7 protein-coding genes and 1 pseudogene are annotated in these 13,040 nt (G+C 71.8%); 5 read left to right on the top strand and 3 right to left on the bottom strand.

Going from position 1 to position 13,040, the window contains the following annotated elements:
- Positions 1-362: pseudogene (locus FNH04_RS28980) on the bottom strand (cytochrome P450); the annotation flags it as partial.
- 91 nt (positions 363-453) lie between these two features.
- Positions 454-648 (bottom strand): ferredoxin, encoded by a 195-nt coding sequence (locus FNH04_RS28975; protein WP_152788739.1) that lies wholly within the window; start codon positions 646-648, stop codon positions 454-456.
- A gap of 104 nt (positions 649-752) precedes the next feature.
- Here FNH04_RS28975 and FNH04_RS46755 point away from each other — a divergent pair, with 104 nt between their 5' ends.
- Positions 753-893: a hypothetical protein gene (locus FNH04_RS46755; RefSeq protein ID WP_194236852.1), complete on the top strand. Its 141-nt coding sequence runs from the start codon at positions 753-755 to the stop codon at positions 891-893.
- A gap of 334 nt (positions 894-1,227) precedes the next feature.
- Here the strand turns inward: FNH04_RS46755 and FNH04_RS28970 are convergent, their stop codons facing one another.
- A complete protein-coding gene (locus FNH04_RS28970) occupies positions 1,228-2,511 on the bottom strand; it encodes a glycosyltransferase (protein ID WP_194236851.1) in 1,284 nt (427 codons plus the stop codon).
- A gap of 262 nt (positions 2,512-2,773) precedes the next feature.
- On the opposite strand from FNH04_RS28970, the gene FNH04_RS28965 reads away from it, so the two are divergent.
- The 4 genes from FNH04_RS28965 to FNH04_RS28950 all read left to right on the top strand — a co-directional run.
- Entirely contained in the window at positions 2,774-4,657 is a 1,884-nt protein-coding gene (locus FNH04_RS28965; protein WP_194236850.1) for a fatty acyl-AMP ligase, read from the top strand.
- Positions 4,654-8,412, top strand: coding sequence for an FAD-dependent oxidoreductase (locus FNH04_RS28960; protein ID WP_152788736.1), 3,759 nt, complete (start codon positions 4,654-4,656; stop codon positions 8,410-8,412). Before FNH04_RS28965 ends, FNH04_RS28960 begins: the two co-directional genes overlap by 4 nt.
- Complete coding sequence (locus FNH04_RS28955; RefSeq protein ID WP_152788735.1) at positions 8,409-10,040, top strand: PfaD family polyunsaturated fatty acid/polyketide biosynthesis protein; 1,632 nt, start codon at positions 8,409-8,411, stop codon at positions 10,038-10,040. Before FNH04_RS28960 ends, FNH04_RS28955 begins: the two co-directional genes overlap by 4 nt.
- A gap of 53 nt (positions 10,041-10,093) precedes the next feature.
- Positions 10,094-13,040: type I polyketide synthase (locus tag FNH04_RS28950; protein WP_228031672.1), on the top strand; the 2,947-nt coding region annotated here is incomplete at its 3' end.

Below are 13,040 nucleotides of genomic sequence, written 5' to 3'. Positions count from 1 at the left end.
CTCGGGCGCAGGGCGTCGATCCGCCGGACGGTGAACTCCCTGGTCAGCTTGGAGCGGTAGCGGTTGTGTTCCGGATCGTCCATGAAGACGAAGCTCCGGGTCTTCCCCAGAGTGGCCGCCTGGGCCGGGCTGACCCACGGGTAGCCGGGGCGGGTGGTGTCCGCGCTGAAGCGGGGATCGATGAGGATCTTGCGCTGATCGGCGTGACGGGTTATCAGCCACACGGTCTGCCCGTTCCACAACGTGGCGCGGGAGACCGGCTGTTCGGCGCGCAGCCGGGTGTAAGCGGGCGGCGGCTGGAAGGGGCAGCGGGGGTCGCGCGCCAGGGGGAAGGAGGGAATCTCTGCGGCGATGTCGGTCATTCGCTCGTCTCCGAAGGGGTCGTGGCACTCGGCAGCGTGGCGAGGGTGGTCGGGAGGTGCTGGGGAGGGCGCTTCTGTTCGCTCTCGTGTCTCACTCGTGCACGGTGATGGCGCACCCCGGACACGCCTGGGCCGCCAGGCGTACGTCGGCGTGGAACTCCGTGGGTGGTGCGGCGTCGAGGAGCAGGACGGTGCCGTCGTCCTCGCTCTGGTCGAACACGTCGGGTGCGGTCATCACGCACAGACCGGAACTGCAACACCGGTCGGTATCAACGTCGATGCGCATGGTCTCCCCGCAATCTCCTTGCGGCACCGGGGAGTTCTGACTGCGGGATCGCATCCAGGTTCTCCAATGGTATAGACAACGTACATGATTGGTATAGACAACGAGTGCTGTTCGGTGGCGTCGCCGTGGTCGCGAGGGCCGCGGAGACGCGGGCCGGCGCCGTGGCCGCCCTGGGAGACGGCCTGTCCAAGGCGAGCAAGCACACGGTGATGGCCCGGATGCCGACGCGGTCGTCTGTGCCCTGATCGACGCGGTACGGGAGGTCGGGTTCCTGGTCTTCCCCGGTGCCGGGTGGCGCTGAGGCTTCCGTCGAGTGCTTCGAGCGTGCTGCCGCAGAGGAGCAGCCGTCCGCGGGTGCGCAGGTCGACGGACAGGAGGGGAGGGCATGGCGCGGAGCGGACCATGTCCTGGCGGTGCGGGCGCTGGAGGCGTTCACCGGCGAGCAGGCGGGCGGGGGCCGGGAGGGTGATCGTCGTATGTCGGCCGAACGCGGGACGGTCGGGCCTGCAGGCGCTGTCGGGGCTTTCCGGGCGGCCCCCGCGAGTGCCGCAGCGGCCCGTCCGGTCGGCGGTGTTCCCATCAGTCGTGGGCCAGTGCGAGGACGCTGTCCGCCGCCGCGGCCACCGCGTCGGGCTCCGACCGGACGGCGTGGCCCACGACCTCGGCCGTCTCCATGATCTCCGGGGTGAGAATGCCCTCGAGTGCGGTGCCCAGGGACCCGGCGTCGACAGCCCGCATCGGCAGATGCAGACCGGCACCGCGGCGCTGGACGATCTCGCCCCACATCGCCTGATCGAGCATCACCGAGGTGATCAGGGACGGAAGCCCGGCGCGGGCCACCGCTCCGGTGGTGCCCGCACCACCGTGGTGGACGGCGAAGCGGCAGCGCCGCAGCAGAGCACCGTGGTGGGTGTCGCCCACGACACGGATCCGGTTCGGGTCGCTGACCGCGCTCTGCGACAGTTCCGCCCAGCCCGCCGTCACCACGGCGCGCAGCCCGAGTTCTCCGGTCGCCTTCTCGATCGTCCTGACCATGGCCTGCGCGTCGGCGACCGGCATGCTCCCGAACCCGAAGTAGCCGGGGGCGGGGCCGTCGGCGAGCCAGGCCTCCAGCTCGGGGTCGAGCCCGTACTCGCCGACGGCGCGCCGAGTGTGCTCGTCCAGGTCCAGCCATCCCACGACCGGACGGTGGGCGGGCCAGTCCATCCCCCGTACCAGATGCGGGCTGTAGGCCTGGAGCTCGATTCCGCCGATCGCGCGGACGCGGTCGGGGGTCGGCAGTTCGGTCTCCGCGAGCCCGAGGGCCGCGCGCAGCGCGTTGATTCCCTCTCGCCGTGACTCCCATGACGCACGCTCGTAGGCCTCATGGGTGGCGACGTTCTGCTCCCTGACGGCCGAAGAGCGGCCCGTCACAAAGGGGTTGGCCAGCATGCCGTTGCGGCGGACCGGGAACAGGTGCAGCAGCGCCGGCGGGATCTCGCGGGCTTCGGCGATCACCGTGGCCATGTCCTCCGTCAGGGACCCGGAGACGATCAGATCGGCTCCCTCGCTCAGGCGGATCAGCGTCTGGGCGATCCCGCCCGCATGGGCGGCCATCACGGTACGCAGGCCCGCCAGCAGCTCCGTGCTGTCGTCGGACGTCAGCCAACTCCGGTCCGCCGTGGGGTCGGTGAGAAACCCGCGCCAGTCGGCGGGAAGCGGCTCGGCGGGCAGGCCGGCGTTGCGAACGAACTCGACGAAACCCGCGGGCACGGCAAGGACCGGCGAGTGGCCCCGCGACAGGAATTCCCGGCCGAGGGCGACAAGAGGCTGGACGTCACCGCGGGTGCCGTGAGTCATCAAGGCGATACGGAGTGATGTCACATCAGTTTCCTTTCGGGCATGGCGAGTTGGTTGCCGGTTCGCGGAAGCTAAATCTTCATTGGTCTCGACCTCTTGGTATAGACCATAGCCAGAAGGTCGTGCTAGAAACCGAGAACGTTGAAACTCGGCGCCGGGTTCAACCAAGGGTGAATCCGCCTGTTCCGCCTGTTCCGCCCGTCCCATGACGCCGACGGCCATGGCCGAGGGCCACATCTCCTATCTCGCTCACGCCCAACGAGAGGGGTCACGCAGCATGTCGACCTTGCAGCCGATACGCTCACTTTTGTCCCAGTTCCGCGACCTTTACCTGGCGCAGCCCCAACGGAGGCTGTTCACCTTTGTCGACGAGGACGGAAGGGACGCACAGACGCTCGACGTCCACGAGCTCGCGCAGGCCGCGGACGCCGTCTCCCGTTCCCTCCGGGCCTGGGGACTCCGGCCCGGCGACCGGGCCGTGCTGGTCTACCCGCAGTCCTTCGACTTCATCAAGGCGTACCTGGGCTGCCTCATGGCCGGAGTCCTCCCCGTGCCGGTCTATCCGCCCAACCCCGCCCTGCGACGCGACCTTGCCGGTTTCTCCCGTCTCGTCGCCGACTGCGGCGCGACCGTGGCCCTGACCAACAGGGAGTACGACCGTGTGCGTCGCGCCGACTCGGTGGCCGGTCTGTTCGAGCGCGGCAACGACCCCTGGCCGGACCTCCGTTGGTACCGCACCGACCGGCCGCAGCGAACCGAACCCGATCCGGAGGCCTGGCACCTGCCGGAGAGCCTCGACGACCCGGCCTTCCTGCAGTACACCTCCGGCTCCACGGGCTCGCCCAAGGGCGTCGTGGTCACCCACGGCAACCTCGCCCACGAACTCGCCGCCAATGTCGTCGACCTGGAGCTCGGGCCGGACACCCAGGGGGTGTTCTGGCTGCCGCAGTACCACGACATGGGGCTGATCAACGTCATCCTCAGCACCGCCATGGGCAATGCCCACAGCTATCTGATGTCGCCGCTCACCTTCCTGCGCAAGCCGTCGGTCTGGATCGACGTCATGTCCCGTACCCGGGCGACGATCACCTCGGCCCCCAACTTCGGGTACGAGCTCGCCGTCCGCAAGACGACGCCGCAGCAGCGCGCGGGCTGGGACCTCAGCTCTCTGCGGATGGCCATCGTGGCAGCCGAACCGGTGCGCGAGATGACGCTCACGGCGTTCGAGGAGACGTTCCTGGGCTGCGGACTGAAGCCCGGCACGATGTACGCGGCCTACGGGTGCGCCGAGAACACGGCCAGTGTCACCAACCGCGGCCAGGGGGTGGTGCGGCTGGACAAGACAGCGCTGGAGGACGGCCGTGTCGTCCCGGTGGGCGCCGACTTCGCGGGCCCGGCCATCAGCTGCGCCTCCTGCGGTACGTCGAGCAAGGAGGGGGACGTCATCAGGATCGTGGACCCCGTCACGGGACGTCCGTGTCCACCGGAGACGACCGGCGAGATCTGGGTGCGCTCCTCGACCACGACCTCGGGCTACTACAACAAGCCGGAAGTCACCCGTGAGATCTTCGGGGCGACCATCACCGGCGAGGACGGGACACGGTACCTGCGGACCGGCGACATCGGCTTCCTGCTCGACGGCAGCCTCTTCGTCTCCGGCCGGATGAAGGACCTGGTCGTGATCCGCGGGCGCAACCTCCACCCGGCGGACGTCGAGGACAGCGTGCGCGCCTGCCATCCGCTGATCAGACCCGGAGGTATCGCGGCCTTCGGCCTCGACCCGGCGAGCGGGACGGACCAGGAGGCGGCAGGCACCGAACAGCTCGGCCTCTTCGTCGAGATGGCGCAGCGTGACCTGACCGAGGACCAGATGACCGGGATCGCGGCGGCGGTGCGCGCCGCCGTGTACCGGGACCACCAGATCGGCTGCGCCGTGGTCGTACTGGGCCGGCCCGGGCTCGTGCGCAAGACCACCAGCGGCAAGGTCCAACGCGGCGCATGCCGTCAGGCGTGGCTGGACGGCAGCGCCGAGAGCGGGCCGGAGTGCGTCCGGGTCGTGCGGTCCGTCGCCGGCCGGGGCGCCGGGGAAGCCGCCCTCGAAACGGACGCGAACACGGTTGGGGACACGGCCGCGAACACGGCCGGGGCCCCCGTCGAGGGTGCCCGGTGAACGCCCGCGAACTCCCCGGAGTGGTCCTGGCCGAAGGCCCCCGGGACCCCAGGATGTACGACGTCGACGAGGACTTCCGGCGCGTTCTGATCGACATGTCCGCACTGACAGTGGCGTCGGGGATCCGGAAGGATCGTTTCTTTCATGCCACTTCGGCCGCCGTCGGAGGCCGGCTGGACGTCGTGGCAGGCCCCGGGGTCCCGGCCCACCGCTTCTTCCGGCCCGGGCGGACCTTCCGGGCGCTGGCGCGGTTCAGCAACTCCATCGGGACCGACGACGTCAGCCCCACGGTCCGCGGCCTCACGCTGCGCCTGATCGAGGACAGCGGCAGCGACGGCGACAGGGGCAGTGAAGGCGGCAGGGGCAGCGACGGCGACGGGGGTGGCGACGGCGACAGGGGCGGCGACTGGACGACCGCCCCGGGACTGCTGGACCTCACCTTCAACACGGGCGAGTGCTTCTTCGCCTCCACCGCCGAGATCTTCCGGCGCAGCTTCGGCACCCCCCGGGAGCGTCAGGAGGTGATCGGGGAGAACCCCCGGGTCCGCTCGGTCATCTGGGACAACATCAGGAACGCGGGCTCGTACGCCACCTACGACCTGTACTCCCAGGTCCCGCAGGGCTTCCTCGACGACAACGGGCGCACCTGGCTCGCCCGCTACCGGGTGCGCCCGCTGGACGAACCCTGCGACCCGGCGCCGTACGACCACGGGGACGCGCTGTGGCCCCCGGACGCGCCGAACGAGATCGGCCGGCCGGCCGACGACCCCCGTCCCCCCGCGGTCATGCGCGACGGACTGCGGGCGCAGGCCGCAGACGCGGGTATCCGCAGCGTGCTGCAGATCCAGCTGCACCCGCTCACCGACTCGGCGGCCGAGAACGAGGCGGCGCTCGACGCCTCGCGGCCCTGGTCCGGGGAGCGGTACCCCTGGGCGGACCTCGCCCACCTGGTGCTGGACACCGTGCTGGACGACGACACCGTCAACCGGCTCCGCTTCGACCCGGCCCTCGCCCCGCCCGAGCTCGGTATCGCGCTGGCCCGCTCCCCGCACTCCACCGCCTCGCTGAACCATCTGCGCGCACTGATCTACCAGGCGACCTCGTACGCCAGGCTCGGCCTCCCCACGCCTGTGGAACTGGCCGAGCTGCTGCGCCCCGTTGTCGACCGCGCCCCGTCCCGCAAGCCGTCCGACACGGCGCCGGCCACGTCTGCCGAAGCCGCCCCGGGTTCCGCCCCCGCTGCCGCTGCCGTTGACGCATCCGCCACCACCGAGCCGCGCACCGTCTGCGTCCTCGGAGCCGGACCGACCGGCCTCACCACGGCCCTGGAGCTGGAACGCGCCGGCCACCGCGTCATCGTCCTGGAGGCCCGCGACTCCGTCGCGGGCAAGTGCGAGACGGTGGACGTGGACGGTCTGCCCTACGACCTCGGCGGCCACATCTGCACCAACCGGTACGAGCAGACGGCCGCACTCGCCCAGGAACTCGGCCTGGCCACCGAGGACATCACCCCGATCCGGGTGATCGAGGCCGGGACCTCCGGCCTGGTCGCGCAGAACGCCTCGTTCTTCCGCCGCGACGTCTTCCAGCGCTACACCCGGCTGCGTGCCGAGCAGTTTCCGCGGATCGGTGAGCCGGGACTCGCCCACTCCGCGAAGGCCCTGTCCGCGCCGCTGTCCGCATGGCTGGCCGAGCACGACCTCCACGCCATGGCGGACTCCTTCGGCACCGGCTACACCGCGGGGGGCTACGGCCATCTGCACGACGACCCGCCCGCGCTGTACTTCGTGAAGTACGCGGAGATGACCGGGCTGATGTACGGCAACAAACTGCTCGGCCATCCCGGCGCGTTCACCATCACCGGTGGCTTCGCCTCGCTGTGGCAGCGGATCGCCGACCGCCTCACCGACCTCCGCCTCGGCGTACGGGTGCGCTCGATCCGGCGGTCCACGAGCGGTGTGCGGATCGAGGCCGACGGCATGACGGTAGAGGCGGACGACCTGGTTCTCACCGTGCCCATCGACCAGGTGCTGCCCGTGCTCGACGCCACCGACGCCGAGCGCGACCTCGCCTCCCGGATCAGGTACCAGCCGTACGACACGGTGCTGTGCACCGCACAGGGCCTGCCACGCTCCGGCTTCTTCTTCGTCGAAAGCAATGCGCAGGGCGCCCGCGCCCCGGGCCGCAGTGTCGCCTTCCACCACCGGCACCCGGCCGCCGACGTCTACACCTGCTACACCTACCGCGACGAAGCCCTCGACGAGGACACCCTCACCGGGCTGCTGCGGGAGGACATCGAGGAGCTCGGAGGCCGGCTCCAAGACGTCCATCTGCGACGCGGCTGGCCGTTCATGCCCTCCTTCGACAGCGCCGACCTGGCCTCCGGAATCCTGGACCGGCTGGAGGAACTGCAGGGTGAGCGGCACACGTACCACGCCGGCAGCCTCCAGGCCTACGATCTGGTCGAATCCAATGTCGCATACGCACGCGACCTGGTGCGCAGGCACTTCACCCCGCGCACCGCCGGCACCGGGGAGCGGACCGCGCCCGGCGGCAGCACACCGGACGTCCGTACGGCGCGGAGCGGCCCCATCACCGCCGCGGAGCTCACCGACTGGATGACGGACCGCTTGGCGGAGGAGCTGCGGCTGCCCGCCGCGGAGATCGATCCGCACGGGCCGCTGGAGGACCTGGGGCTGGACTCCATGGCCGTGGCGGCCGTGCAGGCGCAGCTGTCCGACCTGCTCGGCTTCGGTATCCCGCAGACCGTGTTCTTCGAGCAGCCCACGCTGGCGGCCGTGGCCTCGTACCTCGCCGACGCCAGCGCCGGCGCGGACGCCGACGGCACCCGGCCCGCCTCGGCCACGCCCGCCGTCCATCAGCTTCCGCCCCATGTGCTGCCGCTGACCCCGGCACGTCCGTTCTTCTGCGTCGGGGGGCTCGGCAGTTCGGCGGCCTACCTGCGGCATCTCGCCCGCGCGCTCGGGGACACCCGGCCCTGCTACGCCCTGCAGCTCCCGGGACTCGACGGGACCCAGGACCCGCTGGACGACGTCGAGGAGATTGCCCGGCTCTTCGTCGAGGACGTTCGGCGGATCCAGCCGCACGGCCCGTACCGCCTCGGCGGTCACTCCTCCGGTGGCGTGTTCGCCTACGAGATGGCCTGCCGGCTGAGGGACATGGGTGAGCAGGTCGTCCAGGTCGTGCTGCTCGACAGCTATGTCTCCGTGGCGGGGCAGCCGGTACCGGAGGACAACGACATGGCGGCGCTCGGCGAAATGCTGCTGCTGCGCCACATGTGGTGCGCGGCGGAGGATACCTGCACCTGCAAGGTGGACTACTCCCGGCCGCTCGAGGAACAGGGGCAGGCCGTGGCGGCTACTCTCGGCGCCCCCGATCCGGACACCGCGGAGAAGTTCCTGACCACCGTGCTGGAGGTGTACCAGGGAGGCATCAGAGCCATCGCGGTCCACACTCCGCGACCTTCGGACATACCGGTGACGCTCCTCAAACCGGTCGGTGGCGCCGGGCGGACGACACCCCTGAGGAACCTGCTGCAACTCGACGCCCCGCTGAACGGCTGGGAGCACGTGAAGACCGGCGGTCTCACCGTCGTCCCGGTCACCGGGGACCACGTCACCCTGCTTGCCGAACCGCACGTCCGCGACGTGGCCGCCTGCGTCCGCACCGTCCTGGGCGACGGCCCCGGCTTCGTGAGCCACCACCCGGGCAACGGGACAGGGAGCCTCGAATGAGCACGGCGACCCGCCCCTCCCACGCGCAGGCTTCCACCAGCGCGGCTTCCACCCGCGAGGTTTCCACCGGCGAGGCCTTCACCTCCGAGGGCATCACCCGGGCCGCACACGCCGCCCGGACGCCCGTCAGGATCGTGCGGGAGACGGCGACGTCCCGCCTCGGGGCCGCGCCCTACGACACGGCCTCGGGGCCCGGCGACGGGATCGAGACCCTGGGAGTGCTCCCGCCGCTGTACCCGGAGTGGCTCGGCGACCGCTCCTTCTGCGAGACCCACGGCACCCGTTTCGCGTATGTGAGCGGCGAGATGGCGAACGGCATCGCCACCACACAGTTGGTGATCGCGATGGCACGGGCACGGATGCTCGGCTTCTTCGGGGCCGCCGGGCTGCCCCCCGCACGGGTGGAGCAGGCGGTGGACGAACTCGCCGCCGCCCTGCCGGGACAGACCAACTGGGGCGTCAATCTCATCCATTCGCCCAGCGAGCCGCGGACCGAGGACGCCGTCGCCGATCTGCTGCTGCGCCGCGGCGTGCCGAACGTCTCCGCCTCGGCGTTCATGGACCTCACTCCCGCGGTGGTGCGCCTGGCCGCCTCGGGCCTGCGGACCGACCGCTCGGGACAGGTCGTACGGCGTACCCGGCTGTTCGCCAAGGTGTCCCGGACGGAGGTCGCGGAGAAGTTCATGTCCCCGGCCCCGCGACCGCTGCTGGACGCGCTGGTGGCCGACGGCCTGCTGGAGCCCGCCGAGGCCCGACTGGCCACCCGGGTACCGGTCGCCGAGGACGTCACGGTCGAGGCGGACAGCGGCGGGCACACCGACAACCGCCCCCTGGTGGCACTGCTGCCGGCCGTGCTCGGCCTGCGTGACGGCCTCGCGGCCCGCTTCGGCCACGGCCGGCAGGTCCGGGTCGGTGCCGCGGGCGGACTGGGCACCCCCGCCTCCGTGGCCGCCGCGTTCGCGCTCGGCGCCGCGTATGTGATGACCGGCTCGGTCAACCAGGTCTCGGCCGAGGCGGGACTGTCGGACGAGGCCAAGGCGCTGCTGACCCGGGCCGACACGGCGGACATCGCGATGGCACCGGCGTCCGACATGTTCGAACTCGGGGTCAAGGTCCAGGTCCTGAGCAAGGGCACGATGTTCGCGCCCCGCGCCGGCCGGCTCTACGAGATCTACCAGGCCCACGCGTCGCTGGAGGAGATCCCCCCGGAGGTCCGCGACACCCTGGAACGCCGGGTGCTGGGCTGCCCGCTGGACGAGGTGTGGGCGCAGACCCGGGCCTTCTGGCAGGAGCGCGACCCCCGGGAGCTGGAGCGGGCCGAGAGCGACCCCCGGCACCGTATGGCCCTGGTCTTCCGGTGGTACCTGGGCAGATCCAGCGCCTGGGCGATCACCGGGGAGCCGTCCCGCCGGGCGGACTACCAGATCTGGTGCGGCCCGGCCATGGGGGCCTTCAACCGCTGGGCGGCCGGAAGCTTCCTGGCCGGACCGGCGCGCCCCTCGGCCGTACAGATCGCTCTCAATCTGCTGGACGGCGCGGCAGCGGTGACCCGCGCGCATCAACTGCGCTCCTACGGCGTACCGGTGCCGTCCGCCGCGTTCACCGTACGCCCCCGGCACCTGGCATGAGCGCGAACTCCCGGGCGTCCGGGAACGCCACCCACGGAAGACGAGGTACTGAGATGCCGGAACAACGGCGCCCACCACAGCTCCCGATCGCGATCGTCGGCCTCGGCGCGCTCATGCCGGGGGCGACGACGGTGCGGGACCTGTGGCACGCGGTCGTCACCGGGCAGGACATGATCACGGACGTACCGCCCACCCACTGGCTGCTGGACGACTACTACGACCCCGACCCGGCCGCCCCCGACCGCACCTACGGCCGGCGCGGGGCCTTCCTGCCGCCCGTCGACTTCGCCCCCCTGGGCTTCGGTGTACCGCCCAACACCCTGCCCGCCACCGACACCGCGCAGCTGCTGGCGCTGCTGGTGGCCGAGCGGGTGCTGGCCGACGCGGCCGGCGGTGACCTCGACGCTCTCGGCGGCATCGACCGCGACCGGGTCAGCGTGATCCTGGGCACCGGCGCGCTGGAACTGCTCTACAGCATGTCCAACCGGATGCAGCGCCCCGTCTGGCTCAAGTCGCTGCGCGAGCACGGGATGACCGAGTCCGAGGCACAGGCCATCTGCGAACGCATCGCCGGCCACTACGTGCCCTGGCAGGAGGCCACCTTCCCCGGGCTGCTGAGCAACGTGGTGGCGGGCCGTATCGCCAACCGCTTCGATCTGCACGGCACCAACCACACCACGGACGCGGCCTGTGCGAGTTCGCTCGCCGCGCTGTCGACGGCGGTCAACGAACTCGCCGTGGGCCAGGCCGACCTGGTGGTCACCGGCGGCGTCGACACGCTCAACGACATCGTCATGTACACCTGCTTCTCCAAGACCCCGGCGCTGTCCCCGACAGGCGACTGCAGGCCCTTCTCCGACGCGGCGGACGGCACCGTGCTCGGTGAGGGGATCGCCATGGTGGCCCTCAAGCGCCTCGCGGACGCGGAGCGCGACGGCGACCGGATCTACGGGGTGATTCGGGGTATCGGCACCTCCTCGGACGGGCGGAGCACCGCGATCTACGCGCCGCTGCCGGAGGGCCAGGCCGTGGCACTGCGCCGCGCCTACGAACGCGCGGGGTACGGGCCGGAGACCGTGGAACTCGTCGAGGCGCACGGCACCGGCACCCGGGCGGGAGACGCGGCCGAGTACCGGGCGCTGCGCCAGGTCTTCACCGAGGCCGCCGGGGCCTCTGACACCGCCGCCGGGACCGCCGCCGACGCCTCCGCCGGGACCTCTGCCGGACCGTGGTGCGCCCTCGGCTCGGTGAAGTCCCAGTTCGGGCACACCAAGTCGGCGGCCGGCGCGGCCGGGCTGATCAAGGCGGTCCTGGCGCTGCACCACAAGGTCCTGCCGCCGACCATCAAGGTGGACACCCCGAGCGGTGAGATCGAACCGGACGGCCCGCTCTATCTGAACACCGCGGCCCGGCCCTGGATCCGCGACAGCGCGACGCATCCGCGGCGCGCCTCGGTGTCCAGCTTCGGGTTCGGCGGCAGCAACTTCCACATCACTCTGGAGGAGTACGTTCCGGCACCGGGCTCGGCAGCCGCTCCGCCGCCGCTCAGCCGCGTCGCCCCGAGCGAACTCGTCGTGCTCGGCGCCGACTCGGCCGGGGAACTGCTCACCCGGCTCACTGAACTCGCCGACCGCGCCGCCCCGGCCGCGGAGTCGGGCGAAGCCGGCAGGCCTCTCGCCGATCTGGCACAGCAGGCCCAGCTCGCGTTCCGGTCCGGCGCGCCGGTGCGGCTCGCCGTGGTCGCCGAGGACACCGACGACCTGGCGGGCAAGCTCCGCCAGGCCGCGGAGCGGATCGACGGCGACCCCCACGACTCGTTCTCCACGCCCACGGGGATCCACTACGCCGCGCGGACCGCCGCGCCCGGCGGCGTCGCCTTCCTCTTCCCCGGTCAGGGCAGCCAGTACGTCGGCATGGGCGCCGGTCCCGCGATGCATCTGCCGCAGGCCCGCGCGGCCTGGGACCGCGCCGCCGGCCTGCCGCTCGGCGACCGGCCGCTGCACCGGGTGGTCTTCCCCCCGCCGGCCTTCAGCGACACCGAACGCGCCGCGCAGGACCGCCTGCTGACGGCCACCGAGTGGGCCCAGCCCGCGCTGGCCGCCCAGAGCCTGTCCCTGCTCGGCGTCCTGGACGCCGTGGGCATCCGTCCGGACTGCGCGGCCGGGCACAGCTTCGGCGAACTGGTCGCGCTGCACGCGGCGGGGGCGTATGACGCCGACACGCTGGTCCGGCTCGCCCGTCGGCGTGGCGAACTGATGAGGGACGCAGCGGAGGTCCCCGGGGGGATGCTCGCCGTGAGCCGCGGCCGCGCCGAGACCGAGAAGCTGCTCGACGGCCGGTTCGACGAGCGGGTGTGGGTGGTCAACCACAACGCGCCCGACCAGGTGGTGGTGTCCGGAGGAGCCGAGGCCCTCGCCGAGGCCGAGGCCGCGCTGACCGCCGCCGGGGTCCCCGTGCGGCGCCTGGACGCCTCCGCGGCCTTCCACAGCCCCCTGGTGGCCCCGGCGAGCGAGCCGCTGCTGGACTTCCTCCAGGAGGCGGAGCTGCGCGAACCCCGGTTCCCGGTCTACGGAAACGCAGACGCCGCCGCGTACCCGGACGAACCCGACGAGATACGCCTGCGGATCGTCGGCCATCTCGCCTCGCCGGTCCTGTTCGTCGACGAGATCGAGGCGATGTACGCCGCCGGCGTCCGCACCTTCGTCGAGGTGGGTGCCGGCAGCACACTGACCGGCTTGGTGGGCCGGATCCTCGGCGACCGCGACCATCTGGCCGTCAGCCTGGACCGCAGGGGCCGCGACGGCATGACCGCCCTGTACGACGCGCTGGGGCGGCTCGCCGTCCATGGACTCGAGCTGTCCTTCGACGCGCTCTGGCGGGACCACGCGCCCACGGCCGGGGAACCGGCCGCCCCGAAGAAGCCCACGCTGACCGTTCCGCTGCTCGGCAGCAACTACGGCCGCCCCTATCCGCCCCCGGGCGGAGCGAGGGAACTCCCCC

It is taken from the genome of Streptomyces phyllanthi, assembly GCF_009377205.1.
Classification (GTDB): domain Bacteria; phylum Actinomycetota; class Actinomycetes; order Streptomycetales; family Streptomycetaceae; genus Streptomyces; species Streptomyces phyllanthi.
This window is presented reverse-complemented; position numbering and strand designations above follow the sequence as displayed.

Bases quoted from the DNA above. Each gene is read 5' to 3' on its own strand.
- FNH04_RS28955 (WP_152788735.1), top strand. From the start codon at position 8,409: ATGAGCACGGCGACCCGCCCCTCCCACGCGCAGGCTTCCACCAGCGCG.
- FNH04_RS28975 (WP_152788739.1), bottom strand. From the start codon at position 648: ATGCGCATCGACGTTGATACCGACCGGTGTTGCAGTTCCGGTCTGTGC.